Consider the following 25,905-nt stretch of genomic DNA (forward strand, 5'->3'; position numbering starts at 1 on the left):
CCGAGGTCGGGACCTCGGGCGAGGCTCGGGCGCGAGGCTCCGCCGAGGTCGGGAACTCGGGCGACGTCCGGGCGCGAGGCTACGCCGAGATCGGGACCTCGGACGAGGGTGGTCGCGGAGCCGCTTGCCTATCCCGCGCAGCGTCGGCATCCTCTCGCCGTGCAGCCTGGAGACGTGGTCGGCGGTCGTTTCGTCCTCGAGCGTATCGCCGGCACGGGGGGCATGGGCTCGGTGTTCCGCGGCCACGACCGCGCCACGCGCGCGCCCGTGGCCATCAAGGTCCTCGCCCAGCACGACGCCGAGGCCATCCGCCGCTTCGATCACGAGGCCAAGATCCTCGCCGAGCTCGGCCATCCCCATATCGTGCGTTACGTCGCGCACGGGGCCGACCCCGCGGGCGCGCCTTGGCTCGTCATGGAATGGCTGGAAGGCAGGAGCCTCGCGTCACGCCTCGTCGAAGGGCACCTCACGCAGGCTGAGGCCGTGGGCCTCGGGATCCGCGTCGCCTCGGCCCTCGCCGCGGCCCACGCGCGCGGGATCGTCCATCGCGACGTCAAGCCGAGCAACGTCTTCCTCGTCGGGGGTGTGCCCGAGGCCGCCAAGGTCCTCGATTTTGGCCTCGCCCAGGCCGCCTCGAACGGCGCGCGGCTGACCCGCACCGGCAGCGTTCTTGGCACACCTGGATACATGGCGCCCGAACAGGCCCAGGGCTTGCGGGGACGTGTCCATGCACGCGCCGACGTGTTTTCCCTCGGCGCGCTGCTCTTCGAATGCTTGACGGGCAAACCCGCGTTCGAGGGCGAAGGCGTCATGGCCATCCTCGCGCGGCTCCTGCTCGAAGACGCGCCGCGCGTCCGATCGATCCAGCCGGAGATTCCGCGGGCGCTCGACACGCTCGTCGCGCGGATGCTCTCGCGCGTGGCCGAGGCGAGGCCCGCCGACGGGGCCGAGGTGCTGCGCGCCCTCGAAGGCATCGACGCCGTTGGAGGTGAAAGGATCTCCGTCGTGCCGGCCTTGCCCGAGGGGATCAGCGATCGCGAGCATCGCCTCGTCTGCGCGATCGTCGCCGCGCCCGCCGTGGAGGCCGCGATCCGGCCGTCGAGCCCGACCTTGCGCACGCAGCTCCCTCGTTCGTCCTGGGACGACGTGCGGGTCATCGCGCGGCGGCACGGCGCCTCGCCCGCGGAGCTCGCTTCGGGCACGCTCTTGCTCTCGCTCGACGGGTCCGCGGACGGGCCGGTGCGCGCGGCGCGCTGCGCCTTGGAGATCGCCGATCTCCTGCTGGGGTTCCGGGTCGCGCTCGTGACGGGCCGCTCCGATGCGAGGCGGGATTTGCCGGCCCCCGAGGTGGTCGAGCGCGCGCTCGATCTGCTGAAGCGCGCGAGCCGCGCGCCCGCGTTCGGGGTGCGGATCGACGATCGGACGCAGGCCCTCTTGCCCGCGCGGTTCGAGATCGAAGGCCCCGCCGACGACGGGCGTCTTCGTCGCGAGCGGGACGATCTCGGCAAGCCGTGCCCGCTGCTCGGGCAGCCCTGCGTGTTCACGGGCCGCAAGGGCGAGCTCGCGGTGGTGCTCGATCTGCTCGAAGAAGGGCTCGACGAGCCACGCGCGTCGGCCGCGCTCGTGGTCGCGCCGGCGGGGCTCGGCAAGACACGCCTCGCGCAGGAGGTGGTGCGCGCGCTCCAGGCGAGCCGCCCGGACCTCGTGGTCGGCTTCGCGCGACCCGGCAGCAGCAGCGCCGAGTTCGGGATGATCGAGCCGGCGATCCGGGCCCTCGCGACCTCGCCCGACGCGGGCGCCGCCGTCCGCTTCGAGGATCGGGCGATCGACGTCCTCCGGGCGCGCGCGGAGGCGGGGCCGCTCTTGCTCGTGCTCGACGAAGTGCAGTGGGCGGACGCGGCCTCGCTCGCGCTCGTGGATCAGGCGCTCGGCGAGCTCTCGGACCGGCCCATTGGCGTGCTCGCGCTCGCGCGGCCCGAGGTGCGGGACCGCGCGCCGGGGCTCTTCGCGCGCCGGAGCGTGCAGGAGATCCGCCTGGGGACGCTCTCGCAGCGGGCCGCGCGCGAGTTCTTGCGGCGCGCGCTCGGGCCCGACATGGACGACGAAGCCCTCGCGGCGCTCGCGCAGCGGTCCGAGGGCCATCCGCTCTTTTTGCAGGAGCTCGCGCGTGGCGCGGAGGGCGTGACGCCGGAGGCGCTGCTCGCCGTGCACGGGCCCGCGATCGCCGAGCTCGTCCCTGCCGCGCGGCGCTTGCTCCGCGCGGCGGCCTTCGTCGGCGTCACGTTCTGGGAGGGCGCGGTCGTCACGCTGCTCGGCGGCGATACGGACGTCACGCAGGTGCGCTCGATGCTCTGCGATCTCGCGAAGCGGGAGATCATCACGAAGCGGCGGACGAGCAGCGCCCCGAACGACACGGAGTACGCGTTCAGCCAGCCCATGCTGCGCGAGGCGTTCCTGGCGACGTCGACGGAGGCGGATCTCCGGCGAGGTCAAGCGCTCGCCGAGCGCTGGCTCGCGGGCTCGGGCGTGCGCCCCACGGCGCACGCGGGCAGCGAGGGAGACGCCGCGCTCGCCCTCGCGCGGAAGCAAGGCGGCGCGCGTTCATGAACCGCGGCGAGGTCGTCGCCGGCCGCTTCGTGATCGAGCGTCGCGCCGGCGCAGGCGGCATGGGCGCGGTCTACCGCGCGCACGACCGCGCGACGGGCCTGCCGGTCGCGCTCAAGGTCATCCACCAGCCCGCCGCGGACGCGACACGCCGCTTCGACATCGAGGCCCGCGCGCTCGCCGAGCTCTCGCATCCGCACGTCGTCCGGTACGTGACGCACGGGCTCTCCGAGGCGGGGTTTCCCTACCTCGTGATGGAGTGGCTGGAAGGCGAGGACCTCGCCGCGCGGCTCGCGCGCGGGCCGCTCACGCTGGCGGAGAGCCTGCTCGTCGCGCGCCGCGTGGCCGCGGGCCTCGGCGCGGCGCACGCGCGGGGCATCGTGCATCGGGACGTCAAGCCGACGAACCTCGTGCTCGAAGGCCGCGCGATCGAGGGCGTGAAGCTCGTGGATTTTGGCCTCGCGCAGCTCGGCCACACGTCGCGCAAGCTCACGCGCTCAGGCATGATCCTGGGGACGCCGGGGTACATGGCCCCCGAGCAGGCGAGCGGCGACGGCACGCCGATCGACGCGCGCGCGGACGTCTTCTCGCTCGGCGCCGTGCTCTACGAGTGCCTCACGGGCCGCCCGCCCTTCCAGGCCGAGAACCTCATGGGCCTCTTCGCCAAGCTCCTGCTCGAAGAGGCCCCGCGCCTCGCCGAAGCGCGGCCCGATCTGCCCCCGCGGCTCGACGCGCTGATGGCGCGGCTGCTCGCGAAACAGCCCGCGTCACGCCCGGCGAACGGCCCGGCCCTCGAAGCCGAGCTCGCCGCGATCGAGGCGCTCGGCACCGAGGAGACGGGCGAGGTCCCGACGATCGCAGACGAGCCCGCGGCGATGGGCCTGACCGACGTGGAGGCGCGGTTCGTCTCGATCCTGGCCCTCCACCGCGACCCCGTGAGCGGCGCGCTCGACGCGCAGGTCTCGACGCAACGCTCGCACGCCGATGTCGTGGCGGCGGTGCGGTACGAGGTCGCGCCGCTCGGCGCGCGTGTCGACGAGCTGCGCAACGGCGCGCTCGTGGTCACGCTGCTCGGCGCCGGAGAGCCCATGGATCGCGCCGCGCGCGCGGCCCGCGCGGCCTTGCGGCTCCGCGCGATCCTCCCCGACGCGGCGATCGCGCTCGCGACGGGACGCGCCGAGGCCTCCGCGCGCCTGCCCGTCGGCGAGGTCGTCGATCGGGTCGCGAGGCAACTCGAACGGGAGACGGGGGAGGTCCTCGGCATCCGCATCGACGACGTCACGCGCGCCCTGCTCGACGCGCGCTTCGACGTCACGAGCTTGCCCGAGGGCCACCGCCTCGTCGCGGAGCGCGCCTCCGGCGAGGCCGCGCGCACGCTGCTCGGCAGGCCGAGCCCCTTCGTCGGCCGCGACCGCGAGCTGCGCATGGTGCGTGATCTCGTCGACGCGGCGATCGAGGAAGAGAGCCCCTCGGCCGTGCTCCTCGTCGGCGCGGCGGGCGCCGGCAAATCACGCCTGCTCGCGGAGCTCGTCACGCGTCTCCGACAGGATCGCCCGGACGTGCTCGTGGCCCGCGGGCACGGCGATCTGCTCGGCCAGGGCTCTCCCTATTCGCTCCTCGGCTCCACGCTGCTCGGCGCGCTCTCGGGGGCGCCCTTCGAGGGCCGCGCGCGGCTCGCCGCGTTCGTCGGAAGATACCTCCCCGCCGCGGACGCCGAGCGTGTCACCGAGCTCGTCGCCGAGCTCATCGGCCTCCCTTTGTCCGACGAGGCGAGCCCGCGCCTGCGCGCCGCGCGCCAGAGCCCGGCGCTCATGAAGGATCACGTGCGCGGGGCCGTCGTGGATCTGCTCGCCGCGATGACACGCAAGCACCCCGTCGTCCTCGCGCTCGAAGACGTGCAATGGGGGGACGCCGTCTCGCTGCGCCTGCTCGACGCGGCCATGCGCGAGCTCGGCCCTCGCCCCTTCCTCGTCCTCGCCGCCGCGCGCCCCGAGGCCCTCACGTCGTTTCCGCGCCTCTTCGGAGATCGCGCGCACGAGGTGCGGCTCGCGGAGCTGCCGCGCAAGGCGAGCGCCCGCCTCACCCGCCACGCCCTCGGCGAGGAGACACCTTCCGCGCTCGTCGACACGCTCGTCGAGCGCGCCGCGGGCAATCCCTTTTATCTGGAAGAGCTCGTGCGCGCCGTCGCCGAGGGGCGCGGCGGCGTCTTGCCCGAGACCGTGCTCGGCATGATCGAGGCGCGCCTCGACGCGCTCGATCCACCGGCGCGGCGAGTCCTCCGGGCGGCGAGCGTCTTCGGCGAAACCTTCTTTCATGGCGGCATTCCGGCCCTGCTCGGCGACGACGCGCCGAACGACGAAGACCTCGCGGCCGTGCTCGCCTCGCTCGTCGAGCGCGAGATCCTCGTCGCGCGGCGGGACAGCCGTCTCGCCGGCGAGGAGGCGCTCGCGTTCCGGCACATGCTCCTGCGCGAGGGCGCGTATGCGATGCTCACCGATCGGGATCGCGCCCTCGGCCACCGGCTCGCCGGCGACTGGCTCGAAGCCCACGGCGAATGGGACCCGAAGATCCTCGCCGAGCATTTCGAGCGCGGCGGCGACGGGGCGCGGGCGATCCCCCATTACGAGCGCGCCGCGCAGCATGCGCTCGGGGCGGGCGACGACGAAGCCGCGCTCGCCCTCGCCGAGCGTGGCCTCGCCCTCGGCGCCGCGGGCGACCGGGCGGCCGCGCTCCGGGCGACCCAGACCGACGCCTGGGCCTGGAACGGGGATTGGGCCCGGGCCTTCGCCTCGGCCGAGGCCACGCTCGCCCTCGCCACGCCGGGCACGACGAGCCATTTGCGCGCGCTCGGCAGCGCCATCACGAGCCCCCTGCTCGCGAACCAACCCGAGGCCCGCGCCGCGTTCGTCCGCGACCTCGCCCGCGTGAACCCCGAGCGCGCCGCGATCCCCGCGTTCGCCTGGGCCTACAGCGTGGCGATCATGCCCTACCTGGTCGGGGCCCAGCGCGAGCTCGCCGAGGCGCACCTCGCGCGCCTCGAAGAGATCACGACCCCCTTCCTCGACCACGAGCCCTCGGTGGCCGGCTGGGTGAAAATGACCCGCGCGTTCTGGCTGCGCTACGTCCCCCGCGACTTCGCGGCCGCGCTCGCCCTCGACCGCGAGGCCCTCGCCCATTTCGAGGCCGCGGGCGATCGGCGGTATGGCCCTTATGTGCAGATGCACGTCGGCCTCGATTGCTGCTACCTCGGCGCCTTCGAGCAGGCCGAGGCCGCCCTCACGCGCGCCATGCAAGGCGCCGAGCCGGGCAGCATGATGGCGCTCGCGTCGCGCACGTACCTCGGCCGTGTCCTCGTGCTCCGGGGCCGCCCGGCCGACGCGCTCGAGCCCTGCACGGACATCTACCGGGAGGCCGAGGCGCGCGGCGAACGCACTGTCGCCCTCAACGCGTCGCTGCTGCTCGCGGAGGCGGCGCTCGCCGCGGGCTTCCTCGCGGCGGCTCGGTCCCGCGCGCTCGCCCTGCAGCCGCTCGTGCAAAACCTACCCTTCGCGCGCGCGTCGCTCGCGGGCATCTTGGCCGCCCTCGCGCTCGCCGAAGGCCACCCGGCCGAGGCCCTCGCGCTCGCCGAGCCGGCGATCACCGAGAGCGAGCGGCGCGGCATGTACCATTTTGGTCACGAGCACCTCGTCCTCACGCGCGTGGATGCGCTCCGCGCCCTCGGCCGGGCCGAGGAGGCGCGCGCGGCCCTCCTCGCGGCGCGCTCCGATCTTTTCGCGCGGGCGACCCGAATCCCGGATCCGCTCCTTCGCCAAACCTTCCTCGAACGCATTCCGACCCACGTGGCCCTCCTCGCTCGCGCCGAGGAATGGCTTTCGCATCCCCCCGCTGCGCCCGCTTCGACGCTGGTGTCCTGAGCAAACGGCGCATCACGCCCGGCGCTCGGGCGCCCGCCCGCGGGCGCTGGAGGGTTTCGCGAATGGACGGATCGCCTGTCAGGAAGGACGCGCCCGAAGACCTCGCGCCCCGCTCCTCCACGCGCCTCATCGACGAGGGCGCGGCGCTCCGCGCGAGCCTGCTCCAGGAGCTCCCGGAAATCCCGGCGCGTTACCTCTACGACGACACCGGGAGCGAGCTCTTCGAGCGCATCACCGGGCTCTCCGTGTATTACCAGACCCGCACGGAGATCTCGATCCTGGAGCGCGCCGCCGCCGATATCGTCGCGCACGCTCGGCCGCGTCATCTCGTCGAGCTCGGCAGCGGCGCGGGCCGGAAAATCCGGATCCTGCTCGATGCCCTGCGGGCGGACGGTCCTTCCGTCACCTGCACCATGCTCGACATCAACGAGCTCTTCTTGCTCCAGTCGATCGATCGGCTCTCCGCCGATTACCCGGAGTTCGTGTTCCGCGGCGTCGTCGGCAATTTCATGACCGACCTCGGGCGCCTCGGCCCCGCGGGCGGGCGGCTCGTCGTGTTTTTCGCCGGCACCGTGGGCAACCTGCACCCGGACGAGCGCCGCTCGTTCCTCGGCGACCTCGCGCAGCGCATGGATGACGCGGACGCGCTGCTGCTCGGCGTGGATCTCGTCAAGGATCCGGCCCGGCTCGAAGCCGCGTACGACGACCCCGAGGGCGTCACGGCGGCCTTCAACCTGAACGTGCTCTCCGTCCTCAACCGGCGGTTCGCGGGGAATTTCGATACGTCGGCCTTCCGGCACCGCGCGTTCTACGATCGGAAAAACGCCTGGATCGAAATGCGCCTCGTCGCGACGCGCAAGAACGAGGTCTGCCTCGACGCGCTCGGCCTCCGGCTCGCCTTCGACAAGGGCGCCGAGATCCGTACCGAGCTCTCCTGCAAATTCACGCGCGCCTCGCTCGAGGCTTCTGCCGGCGAGGCCGGTCTCACGATCGACCGCTGGTACACCGACCCGGCCGACCTCTTCGCCCTCGCCCTCGTCCGGAGGCGTCGTTCGTGACCCTGCCCCTCGAATCGTTCTGGAAAGAAAAACTCGACACGACCTACCAGCGCACGGACCTCCTGTTCGGCCTGCTCCCTCGGGGGGCCCTGCTCGAACGGCCAATCGGCCTGCGCCACCCCTTCCTGTTCTACCTCGGCCACCTGCCGGCGTTCGCCTGGAACCAGATAGGCCGGGGCGTGCTCGGGGCGGGGCGCCTCGACGAGGCGTTCGACGTCCTCTTCGAACGGGGCATCGATCCCAAGGACGAGCCGAGCGCGTGCCGGGCGAGCCTCTCGAAGTGGCCCCCCGTCTCTGCCGTGCTCGCCTATCGCGACGAGGCGCGCCGCGCCGTCCGCGCGCGGATCGGTGAGGTCCTCGGCCGCGCGGACGACCCGCTCTGCACGAACGAGCGCATCCTGCACCTCGTCGTCGAGCACGAGCTCATGCACCAGGAGACGCTGCTCTACATGTTCGCGGAGTGCCGCCCGGGCCTGATCCCGCGCCCCGCGCACATGGCTCCGCCCGCATCCGGCGAAGACCGCGCCGCCGAGCGTGTCCGCATCCCCGCGGGCGACGCCGTCGTCGGGGCCGCCTGGGACGAGATCCCGTTCGGCTGGGACAACGAGTTTGGCAGGGCCTACGTCTCCGTCGGCGCCTTCTCCCTGGATTCTCTGCCCGTGCGAAACCTCGATTGGCTCGTGTTCCTCCGCGCGAACGGTGATCCCCCGTCGCTCCTGCCCCGCTCATGGATTCCTAGAGGCGCTCGCCTGTTCGTCAAGACGGTGTTCGGACCCGTGCCCTTCGAGGTCGCGAGAGGGTGGCCCGTCCAGGTCTCGGGCGAGCAGGCGCGGGCCTATTGCGCGCACCACGGCGGCCGGCTGCCCACGGAAGCCGAGCTCTGCCGCGCCGCCTACACGACGCCGGACGGCGCCCGCAGGCCTTATCCCTGGGGCGACGCCGCGCCTGCGCCTTGCCACGGCAATTTCGATTTCGCCCGGTTTTTCCCCTCACCCACGGGCGCGCATCCGGCCGGGGCGAATGCGTGGGGTGTGGAGGAGCTCATCGGCAATGGCTGGGAATGGACGAGCACGCCTTTCTCACCCTTGCCCGGGTTCGTCCCGTACGCCCGGACGTATCCCGGCTATTCCGCGGATTTCTTCGACGCCGAGCATGACGTCGTGTTCGGCGCCTCGTGGGCCACCGACAAAAAGCTCCTCCGCCCGAGCTTCCGCAACTGGTACCGACGGACGTATCCGTACGCGTTCACGAGTTTTCGTGTCGCGTGGGACGAATGAGCTATCGCGCGCTCTCCCGGATCTGCGCGAGCCGCCCCATCGCCCCCGAGAGCGCGGGATACAGCCCCACGTACACCTCGCGGTAAAGCCGCTCGTACACCGCTCGCCGCTCCCCGGGGACGAAGACCTCGCCGCGCGACGTCATCGCCGCGGCCGCCTCCTCGATTCCTGCAAACGCCCCCACCCCCGCCGCCGCCAGGATCCCCGCGCCGAGCGACGTCGCCTCGCTCGTCCCTGCCCGCACGATGGGTTTGTCGAGGACATCCGCCAGGATCTGGCACCAGAGCGCGCTGCGCGAGCCTCCGCCCATCACGCGGAGCTCCGTGATCGGCCCTGACGCCCGCTCCACGCCGTCCGTGTGCAATCGCTGTTCGAGCGCGATGCCTTCGAGGATCGCCCGATAGAGGTGCGCCGGCCCTTGCCCGCCGGAGAACCCGAGCAGGAGGCCCGTGGCCGCGTCGTCCCAGTAGGGATTCATGACGCCGTGGAAATACGGCACGAGCACGAGCCCGTCCGCGCCCGGCGGGAGGCCCTCCGCTTCCCGTTCGAGCGCGGCCAGCGTCGACGACGCCGCATCCGCGTCCGCGCCGAGCAAACGCGCGAGCCACGTGAGCGTGAACGTCCCGCCTTTCAGGTCGGTCTCGTACAAGAACGCGCCCGGCGTCGCCGCCATCATCGTCCGAAAGGCCCGATCCGTGCGGTACTCCCGCGAAATGACCCCCGACACGATGGCCGTGCCGAGGTTCAGATACATCACGCCCGGCCCGACGATGCCCGCGCCGAGCGCCGCCGCTTGCCCATCCCCGGCGCCCGCGAAGACCGGGATCCCCGCCTCGATCCCCAGGTCCGCGGCGACCGCGCCGCTCACCTCGCCGATCCGCTCGCCCGGCTCGGCCAGCGCGGGCACCTCCGATGCGGACAAACCTGCCCATGCGAGGATATCCGCGGAAAAACCACGCGCCGCCATGTCCACGAGGCCCGTGGGATCCGCGCTCGCCACGGACGTGACCAGCCGGCCCGTGAGCCGGTGGGCGAGAAAGGCGTGCACATCGAGCATCCGCACGGGACGCGAGGCGAGGTGCGGCGCGATCCGGTTGCGCAGGTGGAGCAGCTTGTAGAGCGAGGGCGTGGTGCAGGGGAATTTGCCCGAGATCTCGTGCAAGCGCGCCTCCCCCACCTTCGCCGCGAGCGCCGCGACCTCCGCCCGGCAGCGCGCGTCCATCCACACGAGCGCGGGATGCAACGGCTCGCCGCGCTCGTCTGTCAGGACGAACGTCTCCCGCTGGTGCGTGATCGTGATCGCCCGGATCCGCTGCGCGCCCCGGTCGCCGAGCGCCTGGGCCGCTTCGCGTGTCGCAAGGGCGAGGGCCTCCCACCAGGTCCGCGCGTCTTGCTCCCACGCGTCCGGCGCCGGGTTCGAGAGCGGGATCGGCGCGCGGCCCTCCGCGACGGCGCGGCCCTCGCGGTCCCACGCGATGGCCTTGCACGCTGTCGTGCTGCAATCGATCCCCAGGAAAAGCGCGTCGTCCCCCGCCGCCATCGTCATGCCCCGAAAAACGAATCGAACGGCATCTCCACCGGCGCGTCTTCGAGCGCGATGGCGATCAGCTTTCGCAGGAGCGGCAATTCCCCGGGGCCGAGCTCGCCCCGGGCCTCGTACGCGGGCAAGGCCCGGCGCATCACGTCGAGGATCTCCAGGCATTCGAGCGTCGCGCCCTCCATCCGCGCGACAGCCTCGCGCGCGCCGATCCCGAGCCCGAGCAGCCGGCCAAACCGACCCGTGCGGCCGCCGTTCATCGTGACGTCGAGATCCCCCACGCCGGGGAGCCCCGTGGCCGTCATCGGATCACCGCCCAGCATCGTGATGATCCGCATCATCTCGCGAATGGCCTGCGCGAACACGGCGCTCTCCCAGTTATGCATCGCCACGCTCCCGGGCGCGCCGCCGTTCTTCTCGTGCAGGCCCGCGCCGAGCGCGACGCCCATCGCGTATGCATTCTTGAGCGCCGCGCACACCTCCGCGCCGATCACGTCTGCGCACGGGAAAACGTGATAATACGGTCCGCGCAGTGCGCTCCCGAGCTTGTCGAGCGCCTCGCCGTCCCTCCCCGTCACCACGACGGACGTCGGCACGCGCCGCGCGAGCTCCCCCGCGATGCACGGCCCCGCGACGGCCGCCGGCGACACGCTCGCCCGCACCTCCTCGGGCAAACCACGGCGCACCACGTCGGGGAGCACCAGGAGCCGGCCGGCCTCGCCGTCGAGCTCGAGCCCCTTCGTGATCATCACGAGCGGCACGCCGGGCCGCGCGTGGGTCGTGATCGTCTCCGTGGCCCAACGAATGCCCGCCGAGCTCACGCCAAACGCGAGGATGTCCGCGCCGCGGACGGCCTCTTCGAGCTCGGCCGCGAAAAACGGACGGATCGAAGCGGGAAGATCGAGCTTCAGCGTCGGGTGAAACGCGCGGACACGCAGGCTCTCGATGATCGCGGCGTCGAGGTGCGTGCCGACGAGGCGCACGTCGTGCCCGCGATCGACGAGCGGCACGCAAAACGCGCTGCCCATCATGCCGGCGCCGAGGACGGTGATGACGGCCATGGTGGCGGCGGAGGGTACCCAGAACCGTCGCGTTTGCAAGGAGTTGCCCGGGGGGATTGCCTGCGGCAGGCCCCTCGGTATCATCGCGGCCGAACCAAGGCGCGGAGGTCTTCGTGAGCGGAGAGGACGAGGGCAGCAGCGGCAAGAAGATGGGGGGATTCGCGGCCGTGATCGCGGCAATCGGCATGTTCGTCGCGCGGGCCGGCGATGATTGCGCGAGGGTCGGCGCGAAAGGCGCGATGCTCGGCGACGACGCTGCGCGAGGGCTCGGCCGCGCGGGCTCGCTCGCCGATGACGGCCTTCGCGGCGGCGGAAAGCTCGGCTCGCTCGCCGATGACGGCATGCGCGCGGGCGCGAAAGGGCCGCTGCCCCCCATGCACGGCCCCGAGGGCGGCGGCCTCGTCGAAGAGGCGATGAGCGCAGGCGCCAAGGCCGAAAGCCACGCGGGCGACCTCGCGGAGATCGGCGTCGACGTCTCGATGGAGATCCTGTCGAACGTGGGCCCGAGCGACGGGGACGAGGACGACGAGCACGCAGGCGAAGCGCCCGTCGTCGGTGGCATTCACATTCCGCCCCCGCCGAGCGCGACCAACAGGAAGAGCCATCCAGCCGATCTGCTACGAGCGCGAAACATCGTGTCGAGCCCGATGCTGCTCGGCCTCGCCTCCGGGGCCCCGAACACGATTGCGAGCGCGACGGAGCCATTCGCCTGGCTGGAGAGCCACGGCGCGCACAACCCCGTCGGGTTGCTCTATTTATCGCGCGGCAAGGTCGACACGAAGACCACGATTCCGCTCGTCTCCTCCGCCGGCGACACGACCGACGACACCACGATCCACCGGACGTGCCTCGGGCTCGGGATGAACTGCGTCGTGCTCGTCTGCGAGCCGATCCCCGCAGGCGCGAAGGAGCCGTGCGTGAACGGCGCGGTCGCCGCGTGGAAGTCGATCGAGGCCCTGGATCTCGGCGCGAAGCCCGCCCTGCGGGACTTCCTCGGCAAACTCCTCCTCGCGCGCGCGGGGCGGCCGTCGTTGCAGTACCTCGTCCTCTCGCGGCTCGACGTCGACAGCACGCCGCCGCGGATCGTCCGGAGCCGCGTCGACATGAAAACCACGCCGGCGAAGCCCTGAGGCCCGCCGCGCGCGCCTTCGCGCCCCGATCCGCGCCTACCGCACCCGCCTCACATGAAGCTCGTCCGCCGCGTCGAGCCACGCGACCTCCGCCCCGTCCGGCGATAACGCGACGGATTGCGGGTTCGTCACGGCGAACTCCGCCTGCTCCTCCTCGTCCCAGCGCACCAGGACGGCCTCGCCCGTGATCCAGGCGAACGTCCCGTCCCGCGCCACGTCCACGCTCCCGGGTCCGAGGCACAGGGCGCCGCTGAAGCTGCGAGACGTGTCCGTGGCCAGCGCCACGCAATCTCCCTCGCCGTCCGGCCGGACGGAGACGTACCACGCGGCCGTACTGTCGATCGCAATCGACACGGTCCCCCGATCGTCGAAATCGGTCGGCCAGCACTCACATCGGCCAAGCTGCTTGTTCGCCTCGTCGAACGGTCGAATCTCGAATCCGCGCTGATGCCACCCCGCGGAGCCATACCCCGACGCATAAGGCCGCGTGCGATACGCGACGGCATACGCCGCGTCGGCGAGCGCGACCATATGGCAGAGGTGCTCCTCCGGCAACCACAGATCGTCGCGCATTCTGCGGCCCCGGAGCGTCTCCCACGCTGCAAAGGCGATCACGTCGTCGAAGGCCGCCGCGAGGCGCATCGCGCGACGGTCGAACACGAGCACATCCGGCGCCCCGAGATGCGCGCGCTCATCGAGCAAGGCCACACGCCCATCGGCGTGGAGCACCCGCTCGCCGTCCGCGAGCACGAGATCCCCCGTCGGATCCAGCGCCGCCGCGATCCACGACGGCGCAATGCCGTGCACGTGAATCTGCCCGCCCGGCTCGCGCACGAGCACGCGATCCAGCGCGACCCGCGCGACGAGGCCGGCCTCGCACCAGAAGAGCGGCGCCGCGGTCCGCGGACCGTCGCCGCTCACGAACCCCGCTTTCGCCGCGGAGGCTTGAAGAGCCCCACCTCGGGCGGCGGCGACGTCGCGCGCTCGGCCTCCGTGGCAGCGCGCAGCTCCGCCGCAAATGCCGGATCCTTCGCCGCCCTCCGCCCGAGCGAGCGCCGCAGCGGCAGGAGATCGGCCCGCCCGAGGGCAAGCTCTTCCAGGCACCGCGACAGCTTGCCGTGCGCCGCCGCGACCGAGAGGCGCGCGTGCCCCTGCACGTCGACCTTCCGGCCGAGCGCCTCCATACGCGCGACATAGATTCGATCGAAGGCTTCGAGCAGCGCGCCATCCGCACGCCCGGCGTCTTCCGCGATGATGGCCGTGCTCTCGGCCTGGATGCGCGCCCATTTCTCCTCGTCGAGCCCGTGCCGGCGGAGCGTCACGCCCACGTCCACGGTGGGCCCCGAGATTTCCGCCGCAATCGACGCATACTTCTCGAGCGGGAGCGGCAAGAGCAGCGCGGCTCCCGGCAATGCGGGCTCGCCTTGCTCGGGCTCGGGCGGCTTGGGTTCGAGGGGAATCGTCGGCAGCGTGACGAGCGCGGGTTTGACGGCGTCCTTCGGCGAAAAAGGAACGGGCACGGCGCTCGCGGGCACGGACGCGGGCGCGGGCGGCGGCACGGACGCAGGCGCAGGAATGCGCGCGGGCGGCGGCACGGACGCAGGCGCACGCGAGGACGGCGGCGCGGCCTCCGCTTTCACGAAGGGCAATCCCGCGCTCGGCAACACCCGCGGCGCCTCCCCGGTCTGCGGGCGCGGCGGCGCCGCGGGAAAGGGTGTGGCCGGAGAAACCTTCGGGGGCGCGGTCGAAGGCCCGAGCGTCACACTGCCAAACGGGAGGACCCGCCCGGACGGCGGCGGCGCCGACGGCCGCGTCGGCGTCGGCGGATCCGGCTCGATGTCGAGCTCCTCCTCGGGTTTGGCAGGGACAGGCGCCGGCGGCGGGGGCGGCACGCTCGTCCGCTCGAACGGTGTGGCGGGACGAATGACCACCGCGGGCGCCCCCACGTGCACCGTGCTGCTGCCGAAAGGCAGCGCGGGGCGCGGAGGCGCAGCGGGCGCGGCCGGCGCAGACGCGCCGGGCGCAGCGGGTCGAAAGGGCAAGGCCGGGGCCTTCGCCGACGCGGAGCCGCTCGTGGTGCCGCCCGATCGCACCTGCCCGATCGGCCGCGTATCGTGCCTCATTTCGAGCGGATGTTTCTCCGGCGCGCCCGCGACGTCTTCGAGCGATCCGCCTTGCCGCACGACCTTCTCGATATCGGCAGGCCGGACCCGCAAGCCTTGCGGATGGCTCGCGACGACGAGCGTCCCCACGGCGATCGGCGCCTTCGCAGGCACGTCCGTCAGGCCGCGGAACACGAGCGACAAACGCCCCCGATCCGTGTCGATCGTGAGCGTATCACAACGCAGCGCGATCTCGCTGACCCGGCCCGTCTTGGGATCGATCCGGAAGGCCTGCGGCCGCGCCGCGGGCAAACGTGTTTCAACACGCTCCAGCGTCGGATGCAGATGTTCGAGCACGAGCGTCGCGCCGGGCCGCAAAAGCGGGATCTGCTGATCCGGCGGCGCGGCCTGGAAAACCCCGAAATCGAACCCCTCGGGCGCCGGGCCTGGCTCCTCGCCGCGCGCGGCCGTCGCCCACCGATGTCCCTCGTCGGTCACGAGCCGCCGCCGCTGCGGCCATCCCGGCGCGAGCGGACCGAGGCCCGGGGTTTGTCCCGTGGATGCGGCCACGTTCGCCACGGCCATCGCGTCGCGCGCCGGCGTCGCCGCGAGATCGATCCCGACCGGGTTCCCCTCCCCGCGCGCCGCGCGCTCATACCGCAGCGGCATTCGCGTGAACGCGGCTGCGGGCCCCGCCGCGAGGCCCACGGGCCCGGGCGTGAATCGCCGATCCCCGACGAGGCGCAGTCCCTTCGCGAAATCGCCCATTTCGATGCGACAGGACAGCTCCGTGACGGGCGCGCCTTTCGGCGCGAACGCGTGCCCGACGACGAGCACGTCCGTGCGTGGCTTGAGCGGCGCGAAATCGGTGGCGAAGCGCAAGGACGCGCCCGGCTCGTTGTCCCAGGTCACATCCCCCGAGGGCTCGTCCTGCGCCGGCGCGACCGTCGCCTCGGCCCCGTGCACGAGCAGGAACGTGGCTTTGACGAGGATCGTGAGCGAATGCACCCCCGGCGCGGCCTCCCAGACGAAGGCCGCTGCGGGGAATGGGCAAAACGAGCGGATCTCCAAGACGAACCAGGTGATGAAAAGCCCGCGGCCCTAGGGCGCGAGCAGGAGCACCTTGACCTGCGCGGGAACGATCGCGAGGCCGGGACAGTTCGTGTTGTTCTGGATGTTGAAGCTCGTCATGCGCGTCGCCGGGATGCCATTGACGAGCACGGTGAAGGCCCCGGTGATGGGACGCGTCGGCGACATGATCATGCCCGAGGCCACGCCCATCGCGATGCCCGGCGTATCACCGATCGAAATGAGCGGCGTCGTCAGGAGGTGATGCGCCGGCGTGCACATCCAGAGGACGTTGAACGAAGGCGGGAAGCTGAGCGGGCCGAAGGACACGTTCGGATACGGGATCGGCACCGGAACCGGCATGGGCGTGAGGCACACGTCCGGAAACCCGAGGTTCACACCGCCCAATTGCGAATTCCCGAACATGTCGCGCCTCCTCCCTGCCCCGGTGTTCGCTCACCCGAGATGAATCTGCTCGCCGTCCATCTTCACGAGCTCCTCGGCGGTGACGATGGCGTTCTCCGCGCGAAGGCTCATGACCTGCTTCGCAGAATAATCGATTCGCTCGGCCTTGACCTGGTCGACCTCTTCCACCTTGCGGAACGAGCGCTTCACGCGCTCACTCACGCGCTCGACGACGCGCTCGACGATGCCGCCCTCGTGGCGCAGTTTGCCAATCTCGCTCCGCACGAGCCCGCCGAGGTACGAGAGGCTATCCATCACGACGCTGCCCGTCGCCGCGTGCACGCGCACACCGTCGGCGAGGACCGAGACATCCTTTTGCGAGACGAGGTCGATGCCCTCCTTCGAGGCCACGCGCACGCGGCCCTCCGGCACCTTGATTTCGAGGTCGCCGTCACAAACGAGCGACGCGCCCGCGCCCTCCTCACGCGTAAGCACGGCGAGGACCCACGCCGCGCCGCTCGGGGCGCCGGCCACGAGGACGAAATCGTCGATGCGCGGCTCGACGAGGCAACTCGTCGCGCGCCGCGCCCGCATGTCGCCGCGGCCCGTGCGGACGATGAAGAGCCCGGGCTCGGCGTGCACGACCGTGCCCATGACCTGGTATGCCTCGAGCTCATCGAGCTTTCTCGCGAGATTGCCGTTCATGTCGTCCTCCGTGCCCTCTCCATAAGCTCCGCGCCTCGAACACCCGCCTCGATCACGAGGCCGGCAAGAACCCTTCCGCCTCGGCGAGCTCCGCGTCGTCGCCGAGCGCGATCTTCCGGGCGAGCCCGAACGTCGCGTCGTCGTCCTTCACGCGATGGAGCCGCGTCCGCAGCATGTTCGCGCCCGCGAAATCGGCACGCGAGATGTCCGCATTCGAGAAATCCGCATACGAGAGCGTGGCCCCGCCGAAGCGCGCGCCCACGCACGTGGCGCGGACGAACACCGAAAGCTCGAGGTCCGCCTTCTCGAAATTCGCGCCCGTCGCCATCGCCTCCACGAAGAGCGTCTCGCGGAGCATCGCGCCCGAGAGAATCGCCCCTTCGAGCTTCGCCGCCGCGAACATGGCCTTCGGCGCCCGCGCCTTTTCGAGCTTCGCGCCGCGCAGATCCGCGCCCTTGAAATTGCACTGTTCCAGGTTCGCCCCCGAGAGATCCGCGCCCGAAAGGTCCGCGTCCACGAACTGCGTGCAGCCGAGATCCATCCCCGAGAGATCCATCCCCGCGAGCACCGATTCGTGCAGCACCGCGATCTCGAAGCGGGTCTTCGTGATCAGGGCCTTTCGCAAATCCGTCTTTGCGATGACCGATTGCTTGACGAGGCTCCCCCGCAGATCGAGGCCGTCGACCTTCGCGTCGACGAGCGCGCCGCGATCGAAGGTGACCTCGGCGAGCGAGGCGCCCGAGAGATCACACTCCACGAAAAACACCGTGAGCAGGTTCGACCCCGAGAGATCCGCGCCCGCGAGGTTCGACTCGACGAACCGCGCGATCGGCGCATAGAGCTTCTTCAAATTCGCGCCGGTGAGCTTCGATTCGAGGACGGAAGCGTGGTGCAGGTTCGCCCCTTCGAGGTTCGCCTCGGAGAGATCACAGCCGCAAAGCACGCTCTCCTTGAGCCGCGCGCCCGCGAGGTTCGCGCCTTTGAGTGCGACCTTCTCGAAAATGCCGCCCGAGAGATCGGCGCCTGCGAGATCGAGGCCGGAGAGATCGATCTCGCTGACGATCTCGCCATTCTTCACGAGCGTGACGAGCTCTTCGCGGTTCATCGGGCCGACCTCTGGTGCACGACGCGCTTCAGGTTCGCCTGATCGAAGCGCGTCTCGTCATCCCCGACGGCGCGGAGCAGATCCGCCGCGAAGAGGTTCGCGCCCGTGAAATCGGCGCCCGCGAGGCGCGCCTTGTGCAGGATGCCGAGCATGAGGTTCGCCGAGACGCACTGCGCGTTGCGGAGGTCCGTCCCGACGAACCGTGAATCCACCGCGATCACGCGCGCGAGGCTCGCCCCGCGGAGATCCGCCTCGGAGAGGTCGCTCTTCGAGATCGTCGCCTCCGTGAAATCGGACGATTGCAGCCTCGCCCCGCGCAGGTTCGAGCCCGGGAGCTTCGCGCCCTTGAAGCTCGTCCGCTCCATCGTCGAGCCGTGCACGACGCGCACGTTTTCGAGCGTCGCGCCGTCGAACCGCGCCCCGTCGGCCGTGACGCCGACGAACGTGCACGACGTGAGATCCGCGCCCGTGAAATCGGCATCTACCAGATTCGACTCGATGAAGCTCGATTTCCCGAGCTTCGCGCCCGCCCAGCGGACGCCCTGGAGGTGACACTTGACGAAAAAGAGCTTTTCGCCGTGCGCGCCCGAGAAATCCGCGCCTTCGAGCCGCAGCTCGATCAGGAGCGCGCCGTCGAGCAGGACGCCGTGGAGCTTCGCGCCCGCCGCGTCGGTCTCGTGCAGCGTCGCCCCCGAGAGATCCGCGCCCTCGAAATCGGCGCCTTCGAGCCGCGCGCGCCCGAGGTTCGCCTCGCGCAGCGAGGAGAGCGCGAGGCGCGCATTCGTGAGGTTCGCCCGCGCGAGCACCGCGCGATCGAGCTTCGCGCCCGTCAGGTTCGCGCCCGTCAGGTTCGCGCCTTCGAGGTACACCTCTTCGAGATCCGCGCCCGAGAGATCGATCCCCGAAAGATCCGCGCCCGAAAAATCACGCCGCGCGAGCTTGTCGCCCGTCGCATAAGCGCGCCGGATGTCGGCCCGCGCCCGCTCGCTCTCCTCCGGCTCCATCGGCGCCGGCGCCTCGGCGTGATGCGCCGCGATCCGGTAGGCCGTGTGGACCTGCTCCTCGGCCTTGCGCAATTGATCGAGAAGCCCGGGATCCGCGAGCTTCTCGGCCACGCCCGGGAGCTCGACGCCCGCGTTCTTCGAAAGCTCCGCCATGTCGCGCAGCTTCTCGATTTCCTTCTCGGCGCTGAACTTGGGCGGGCCCGTCTTCTCGCGCCGCGCCTTCTTGATGATCTCGTCGTAATCGAGGCCCTGCGCCGCGCACATCGCGCGGACCTTCTGCTCGGCCTCCGCCTGCTTCTTCTCGGCCTCGGCCTTTTGCTTGTCCGCCTCGGTGTTCATCCGATCGACGTAGGCCGGCAGGTCGTCGAGGCTCGGCACCTCTTCCTCGGGCGGGATGGTTTGTCGCGGCAGCGTCTCCGGGTCCGCGCCCATCGCAATCGCGCGCTCGCGCCCGCGGTCGAGCTCGGCCTGCGCCTTGCGCCGCGCGTTCTTCAGGACGAGCATCTCCTGCTCGATGGCCTGGTCATACTCGTCCGCGAGGATCGGCGCGGCCTTCGGGGCCGTGGCAAGGCTGCGCGGCATGAGGTCGGGGTCGCGCAGGATGTGCAGGTGCGCATTCTTGCGATCCATCCGCTGCGCGAAGACCTGCTCGTAATGGGCGCGCGGCTTCGGCTCGTCGCCGAGGTCTTCGAGCGCCGCCATCGCGACCCGTACGTCGGAGGCGTCGGGCTCCTCGATCTCGTGCAGGCCCCGGAACATCACGATGCCACGCCCGAGGTGCGGGAAGAGCTGCACCGTTTCGAGGTGCAATGGGACCTCGACGAGATCGTCGCCCTTCTCCGGCGAGAGCTGCAAGAAACAACGCGCCACCACGCCGGGGAGCTGCGACGTGATCACGCTCTCGTCCGGGTGCATGTTCTCGATCCGGAATGCCTCGTCGCCCCGGAAGTACCCTTCGAGGCGTTGATCCTGCGGCGCAACGTTGAAGACCCCGAAATCGATGTCGAGCGCGAAGCCGGGGAACTGCTCCTCCAGCCATTTCTTGTCGTACGTCCCCATCTTCGCGAAATGATGGGGCCAGGTGAGATCAAAGGGCCCGAGCCCCGCAGGCTCGGGGCGGTCTCCCTTCGATTTCACGACGTGCCGCGGATCCTCGACGTTCGGCAGCGGGTGGATCGTGGAGCCGGATTCGGTCTTGATCGGCGCGAGGCCCTTGCCGACCGGGTTCTGCGGGTATTTCTCGCCGCCGAACGCGTGCGCCCAGTCGATGGGCATCTTCGTGAACGGGGCCGGATCACTCGGGCCCATGAGGCCCCAGGTGCGGTCGCCGATGATGTACAGCGTCTTGTCGATCGGCCCGAGCGAGACTTTTACGTGCGCGTAGGGCGCCTCTTTTTGGCCCGGCGGGTAGCAATGCCCCGTGACGAGCAGCTCGCCCCGGGGCTTCCACATGCAATGGTCGAGCACGCCAAACCGGCCGAGCTCCTTGCCCGCCATCTTCCAGAGGTCGACCTCGGTCCCGATCGATTTCGGCGAATCGAACGGGAAGAGCGCCATGACCGTGGGCACGAAGAGGCACCGCCGCTTGTGCTCGAAGGTGCGGTGCACGAAGGAGAGCCGGAGAGGCTTCAGGATCTTCACGCGCCAGGATCTCGCTGAAAAACGCGGGGCTCAGGTGTTGACGTGCAAGCCGGCGACGCCGAGGCTGAGCCCCTTGGCCTCCAGCTTGTTGCCGATCGCCTGGAGTTTGAGGCCGAGCGCATTCAAGTTCGTCGCCTTCATGTCCATCGCGAGCGGCGTGATCGAGATCGAGGGCCCGAGCGTGAGCGCGAGCGCGACGGCCGCCGTGATGTCGACTTTGATGCCGCCGAAGAGCGAGACCTGCCCGCCGGCAAACCAGCCGAGCGAGAACCCGAGGTGGCCCGAGAACGTGGCCCCATGCGTGAAGCCCGAGAACTCGGCCGCCTTGAACCACTCGACCGGGCCCTGCGTGGAAATCTTCTGATTGCCGTTGATCGACGTGGTCATGTCGCCCTTGACCGTGAGGTCGTAGGTGCCGTCGATCTTCTCCACCGAAGACCCGGTGACGTGGATGTCCTGGTTGCCGTCGACGAAGAGCTTGTCCTCGCCCGTCACGCCCTGGAACCGCGTGCCGAGGTAGATCCCCGTCATCTTCCCGTGCACCGTCTCGTCGTAGGTGCTGTGGAAGCGCTCGGTGTTCGTCCCGTGCACGTTCAAATCGACGAGGGCCTTGTAGACCTGCGTCGTCGCGCTCGTGACCTGGAGGTCGAGGTTGTCGTTGTAACGGACCGTGACCGCGCCCTCGACCGTCTCGTCGAGCGTCGCATGGTAGGTCTGCGTGACGGGGTTCGTGACCGTCGTCGTGAACGGACCTTCGTACGTCTCGGTGATGGTACCGTGGACGTCCTCGGTCTTGTTCGCCATCACGTCGACGTCGAGGTTCACCCCCGTGTAGATATGGCCGCTGCCGTCGGTGCGTAGATCGAAGTTGTAGGCGCCGGCGCCGAGGTGGAGCGAGGAGTTGAGCTTCGGCGCATAGATGTGCACGTGCGTCGAGCCGAGGAGATCCTCCATCTCGATGTAGTTGTTCGACCCCGTCCGGATCAGGTTCTTCGTGTAATTGTTCTGCGTCACCACGCTCGGCGTCTCGGCGTTGTGCGCGGCGCCCGCGATCACGGGGCGATCCGGATCGCCGCCGAGGAAGACGAGGTGGACCTCGGTGCCCTTGCGCAGCGGAAAATGCTGCCCTTCGACGGTACCGCCGTGCGGCTGGAGCATGCGCACCCACGTCGAGCGCGAGCCGTCGATCGCGTCGCCCTCGTCGAAGAAGATGTTCACCTTGTAACGGCCGTGCCCGTCGATCTGCGCATACGGGCTCGCCGCCGTGCCGTCGACGACGCCGTCGACGACGCCGTCGATGCGCGGCCAGGGCGTCTTGCGCTCGGCGCGGAACTGCGTCGTGTGCGGAATCGCATGCACCGTGGCGAGGTACGTCTCCTTCGTGGGCGCCTCCTCGCCGAAGAGCATCTTCATGTCCTCGCCGCTCGCCGATTGATTGCCGAGGTGCTCGATCTCGATCGTGAGGTACTCGCTATTGAACGCGATCCGCGGGTGCTCTTCGAGCAGGAACACGTACCCCGGCCGCAGATAAAACTGCGGGCCTGTGCCCGTGTACACCGTCTGCCGCGCCGCGATCTCCTCGGCGCGAATCGAGGCGTACCGCGTGCCCTCCCCCGGCGTCTTCACGTTCTCGCCGTAAAGCACGATATCGCCCTTGCCCGAGAGCTCGGCGCTGCCTTTGACCTCCAGGCTCGGCTTCAGGTAGTTGTAGTCCGTCACCTTCACGCGGCCGGGCAGCGCGTTCGAGCGGCACCGGAACGAGCGGATCGACTCGCCCGCCGAGACGTCGCCGGGCGGCGCCGGGAAATACTTCACCGGCTTCGGCGCGAGCTTTTTGTGCGCCGCGCGCGTGTCCGTGAAGACCAGGACCTCGCGATCCTCGCCCTGCTCGAAGTAGAAGTAGATGCCCTCGCGCTCGGCGAGCCGAGCAATGAAATCGTAGTTGCTCTCGCGATACTGGCAGACGTGCTCGAGCTTCGTGTAGTCGTTCCAGAGCGAGACTCGGTAATCGTTCGCGCCAAGCCCGCCCTCTTTCAGGAGGGCCTCGATGATGTCGGGGATGCTCGCGTCCGTGAAGATGCGGCTGTGGCGCGTCAACGTGAGCTGCCAGTACGTCGGGACGAGCCGCGCGAGATAAAGTCCGTACGCGCCGTAATCGTTCACGAGCTCGACGGACGCGAGGATGCCGTGGAAGACGAACGGCGGCGCGCCGAGGCCCCGATCGATGTTCAGCGTGCCGCGGGCTCCGACCGCGGCGGCGACGTCGACGTCGAGCCCCGTGAGCTTCAACGCGATGTCGAATTCATACGTCTGCGAAATGGCCTCCCGCCCCTTGAAAGCCGTGACCTGCGCCGTCGGGGGGAAGGCGGTGGACAAGAAGGTGAAGATCTCGCTCATCGCTCACGCTCCGGCACGTGGTGCGAGAGTAGAGCATGGGCCCGTGCCGGTCGTAAAGGGGCACCGCCCGGAAAGAACGCTCGCAGAGGCAACGGAAAATTCCTGATGCTCGCGGCCTTGACCGCTCTCCTCGTGGCGTGGATCATCCCATGCTCGCACGGAGGCAACACATGCGGATCGGTCGACACGCGAGGCTCGTCGGGATCGGGTTTGTGGCCCTCGCGGCCCTCGGCTGCGCCAAGGACGAAGGCGAAGGGAACACGTCGAACAGCACGGGGACGCCGATCGAGCCGCCCCCCGAGCCGTCGGCCAACCTCGACCGGAACATCCAGAGGACGGCGCTCACCGTGGATCTGTCGACGATGACCGGGACCGCGGTGCTCGATCTCGCGGGCTCGCTGGAGGACACGGGCGCGTCGTTCGAGGCGGCGGGGCTCGAAATCCAGGGCGTGTCGCGCGCCGAAGGTCCGCTGAAATGGACGCTCGCACAGGGCCAGCTCGACGTCGGCGTACCCAAGTCCCTGGGCTCCGCGCAGATCACGGTCGATTACACGTTCAAGGAGCAAGCGCAGTTCGAGGGGCTCATGGCGAAAGGCTCGACGCTCGTCTGGCCCTACTTCTGCGGCAATCTCTTCCCGTGCCATTCGGACCCGGCGGACGGGACGACGTTCGAACTCACGGTCACGGGCACGCCCCAAGGCATGACCACGTTGCATCCGCCCGCGATCGGCATCGACGCGCCGTCCTACCAGATCGCCTGGGCGACGGGGAGCTACACGAAGCTCGACGTGGGCAAGACGTTCCAGGGGACGAACCTCGTGGCCTATTACCTGCCAGGCGGCGGGACGGACGCGCAAAAAGGAACGGCCGTGCTGGTCGACGTGATGAACTTTTACGAGACGATGCTCGGCGGATATCCGTTCGGCGGCGAGGCGGGCGCCATTGCGGTGGACTGGGGGCCGGGCGCCTACGGCGGCATGGAGCACCACCCGCTCTGGCACGTCTCGACGATCGCCATGGGTGACCCGTGGATCCAGGCGCACGAGGCGGCGCACGGATGGTTCGGCGATGGCGTGCGCCCCGCGTGCTGGGAGGATTTCGTGCTCTCCGAGGGCACCGTGAGTTACCTCGAAGCGCGGGCGATCACGGAGGTGATGGGCGCGGACGAGGGCATGAAGGTCTGGTCCCATTACACGACACGCCTGAACACGGCGATGGCCGGAACCGCGCCGAAGATCGCCTGGCCCGAGGGCTGCGGCGTGGTCGATCTCCTGAAGGATCAGCTCTTCGGGGACATCGCCTACATGAAAGGCGCGTTTTTCTTCCGCGCGCTGGAGGCGAAGATGGGCAAGGCGAAGCTCGACCCGTCGCTCAAGGCGTTTTTCCTGAAACACAAGGGGAAGGCGGCGCATTTCCAGGACCTGCTCGACATCATCAAATCGGTGGGCGGGTATGACCCCACGGCCTGCGCGACGGCCTGGCTCCGCAGCGAGATGGTGCCGTCGGAGCAGGTCTGTCCTTGAAGCGCGAGCGCGCACCCCGGAGGGCAAGAATGGGTTTGGCGCAGAGGGCGCTCGTGGGATTCACGTCCGTGGCCCTCGCGCTCGCGGGCGCGGGGTGCCGGCGCCCTCCCCCGAAAAAGGACAAACCGTTGTCGCAGGCGCCGCCTTCGGCGAGCGCCGAGCCGCTCGCGACGCCGAGCGCGAGTCCGGACGCGGACGACGCGCCCGCGGGGTCGGCCGCGCCCGCGGGATCCGCGGGGCCCGCGGGATCCGCCGCGCTCGCGGGCGGAGGCACGACGGACAAGCGCAAGCCGAGGACCGGCGCGCGGTTCCTCATCGACGGGCCGGAGAAGCCGATCGCGGTGGGCGGAGCGGCGACGGTCTTCTCGAAGGGCATCGTCTGGCGGCTCTCGGGCAATGCAGCGCAGGTGACCCTGTTCGGGCCCGACGGCCCCGCGCCCGGGCCGAGCGAGCCGGAGCGCGCGCGGAAATGGCCACGCGGGAAGGTGGCCGTCGCCGAGGATGCCTCGGGCGTGATGCACACGTACTGGGTCGAAGGATCGGGGCTCGTGCGGAGCGCGCTCGACGCGGAGGGAAAACTCGGCGCGCCGGAGGTCGTGGCGAACGACGCGGTGCCGGGGACGAGCCCTTCGGCGCTGCGCACGGGCGGGCGTGACGCCGTGGCGTACCTGGCGGCGCCGAATGCACGGAATACAGAGCGGCACGGGCGCTTGTGGGTCGAAGGAGGCGGCGTGCTGGATCTGTCGCCCGAGGGTTCGGGGGCGACGTCGATTTCGCTCGTGCCGGTCGGCGAGGGACAGGTGATCGCGATGTGGCTCGACGCGCGGTCGGCGATGACGCCGGTGCACGCGCGGCGCTTCGAGGTTCGCGAAAAGACGACGGCGCTCGCGGCCGACGACGTGGCGTTCGTGGGCGGCCCGCCCGAGGGGTACCCGGAGATCGTGGGGGCCCGCGCCGGCAACTCCGCGGCGGGGCTCTTGCCGCTCGCCACGGACAAAGGGTTCGCCCTCCATGACATTCTCGTCGACTGGAACGGGAAGGCGAAGATCAAGACGCTCGAGTACCCGAACGGGATGGATGTCGCGCCCGTGGCGGCGGCGCCGGCGTGCGGGGAGACCATCGTGGTGTACGCGCGGCCCGAGGCGAAGGAGCCTGGCTCGCCGCAGGTGCTGGAGATCGCGACGCTCGGCGGGAGCGGGGCGATCGAAGCGCAAGAGGTGGCGGCCTATCCGGGGCAGGTGCTCGAATTGCACGCAGCGGCGGCGGACGCGAATACAATTTGGGTGGTGTACACGGCGGGGACGAAATCGTTCGCCATGCGGCTCGGGTGCGGGGCGAAAGCGACGCCGCCGGCCGCGCCCAAGGGCAAATGAA

General features: G+C 70.4%; 16 protein-coding genes. 7 read left to right on the plus strand and 9 right to left on the minus strand.

What is annotated here, in order from left to right; all coding sequences use genetic code 11:
* Positions 1-159: 159 nt before the first annotated feature.
* The 4 genes from E8A74_RS35715 (at position 160) to E8A74_RS35730 (ending at position 8,853) form a co-directional block, all read left to right on the plus strand.
* Positions 160-2,607: a serine/threonine-protein kinase gene (locus tag E8A74_RS35715; protein ID WP_136933565.1), complete on the plus strand. Its 2,448-nt coding sequence runs from the start codon at positions 160-162 to the stop codon at positions 2,605-2,607.
* Entirely contained in the window at positions 2,604-6,518 is a 3,915-nt protein-coding gene (locus E8A74_RS35720; RefSeq protein WP_136933566.1) for a serine/threonine-protein kinase, read from the plus strand. Before E8A74_RS35715 ends, E8A74_RS35720 begins: the two co-directional genes overlap by 4 nt.
* A gap of 62 nt (positions 6,519-6,580) precedes the next feature.
* The gene (gene egtD / locus E8A74_RS35725) at positions 6,581-7,576 is read left to right on the plus strand and encodes an L-histidine N(alpha)-methyltransferase (RefSeq protein WP_170229611.1); all 996 of its coding nucleotides are present in this window, start codon (positions 6,581-6,583) and stop codon (positions 7,574-7,576) included.
* Positions 7,573-8,853 carry an SUMF1/EgtB/PvdO family nonheme iron enzyme gene (locus E8A74_RS35730; protein ID WP_136933568.1) on the plus strand — a complete coding sequence of 427 codons (1,281 nt, stop codon included), beginning with the start codon at positions 7,573-7,575 and terminating at the stop codon, positions 8,851-8,853. The genes egtD and E8A74_RS35730 overlap by 4 nt, the downstream gene beginning before the upstream one ends.
* 1 nt (position 8,854) lies before the next feature.
* Here the strand turns inward: E8A74_RS35730 and E8A74_RS35735 are convergent, their stop codons facing one another.
* On the minus strand, positions 8,855-10,399 hold the full coding sequence (locus E8A74_RS35735; RefSeq protein WP_136933569.1) for a xylulokinase: 1,545 nt from the start codon (positions 10,397-10,399) through the stop codon (positions 8,855-8,857).
* Positions 10,396-11,451, minus strand: a complete 1,056-nt coding sequence (locus E8A74_RS53105; protein ID WP_170229612.1) for an NAD(P)H-dependent glycerol-3-phosphate dehydrogenase — start codon at positions 11,449-11,451, stop codon at positions 10,396-10,398. Before E8A74_RS53105 ends, E8A74_RS35735 begins: the two co-directional genes overlap by 4 nt.
* A gap of 113 nt (positions 11,452-11,564) precedes the next feature.
* Here E8A74_RS53105 and E8A74_RS53110 point away from each other — a divergent pair, with 113 nt between their 5' ends.
* Complete coding sequence (locus E8A74_RS53110) at positions 11,565-12,581, plus strand: hypothetical protein (protein WP_170229613.1); 1,017 nt, start codon at positions 11,565-11,567, stop codon at positions 12,579-12,581.
* 36 nt (positions 12,582-12,617) lie between these two features.
* On the opposite strand, the gene E8A74_RS35750 is transcribed toward E8A74_RS53110, so the two are convergent.
* The 7 genes from E8A74_RS35750 to E8A74_RS35780 are packed head-to-tail and all read right to left on the minus strand — an operon-like array spanning position 12,618 to position 23,008.
* The gene (locus E8A74_RS35750) at positions 12,618-13,502 is read right to left on the minus strand and encodes a hypothetical protein (RefSeq protein WP_136933572.1); all 885 of its coding nucleotides are present in this window, start codon (positions 13,500-13,502) and stop codon (positions 12,618-12,620) included.
* A complete protein-coding gene (locus E8A74_RS55680; protein WP_136933573.1) occupies positions 13,499-15,754 on the minus strand; it encodes a DUF2169 family type VI secretion system accessory protein in 2,256 nt (751 codons plus the stop codon). Before E8A74_RS55680 ends, E8A74_RS35750 begins: the two co-directional genes overlap by 4 nt.
* A gap of 30 nt (positions 15,755-15,784) precedes the next feature.
* The gene (locus tag E8A74_RS35760) at positions 15,785-16,177 is read right to left on the minus strand and encodes a DUF4150 domain-containing protein (RefSeq protein WP_136933574.1); all 393 of its coding nucleotides are present in this window, start codon (positions 16,175-16,177) and stop codon (positions 15,785-15,787) included.
* Between the two features lie 30 nt (positions 16,178-16,207).
* A complete protein-coding gene (locus tag E8A74_RS35765; RefSeq protein ID WP_136933575.1) occupies positions 16,208-16,861 on the minus strand; it encodes a DUF3540 domain-containing protein in 654 nt (217 codons plus the stop codon).
* Between the two features lie 52 nt (positions 16,862-16,913).
* Complete coding sequence (locus E8A74_RS35770) at positions 16,914-17,966, minus strand: pentapeptide repeat-containing protein (RefSeq protein ID WP_136933576.1); 1,053 nt, start codon at positions 17,964-17,966, stop codon at positions 16,914-16,916.
* Entirely contained in the window at positions 17,963-20,611 is a 2,649-nt protein-coding gene (locus E8A74_RS35775) for a DUF2169 domain-containing protein (protein WP_136933577.1), read from the minus strand. The genes E8A74_RS35770 and E8A74_RS35775 overlap by 4 nt, the downstream gene beginning before the upstream one ends.
* A 30-nt stretch (positions 20,612-20,641) precedes the next feature.
* Positions 20,642-23,008 carry a type VI secretion system Vgr family protein gene (locus tag E8A74_RS35780; protein WP_136933578.1) on the minus strand — a complete coding sequence of 789 codons (2,367 nt, stop codon included), beginning with the start codon at positions 23,006-23,008 and terminating at the stop codon, positions 20,642-20,644.
* A gap of 170 nt (positions 23,009-23,178) precedes the next feature.
* Between E8A74_RS35780 and E8A74_RS35785 the strand changes: the two genes are divergently transcribed.
* Both E8A74_RS35785 and E8A74_RS35790 read left to right on the plus strand, forming a co-directional pair.
* The gene (locus E8A74_RS35785) at positions 23,179-24,531 is read left to right on the plus strand and encodes a M1 family metallopeptidase (RefSeq protein WP_170229614.1); all 1,353 of its coding nucleotides are present in this window, start codon (positions 23,179-23,181) and stop codon (positions 24,529-24,531) included.
* A 29-nt stretch (positions 24,532-24,560) separates the two neighbouring features.
* Positions 24,561-25,904 (plus strand): hypothetical protein, encoded by a 1,344-nt coding sequence (locus tag E8A74_RS35790; RefSeq protein WP_170229615.1) that lies wholly within the window; start codon positions 24,561-24,563, stop codon positions 25,902-25,904.
* Position 25,905: the final 1 nt, after the last annotated feature.

The organism is Polyangium fumosum, assembly GCF_005144585.1.
In the GTDB taxonomy this organism is placed as follows: domain Bacteria; phylum Myxococcota_A; class Polyangia; order Polyangiales; family Polyangiaceae; genus Polyangium; species Polyangium fumosum.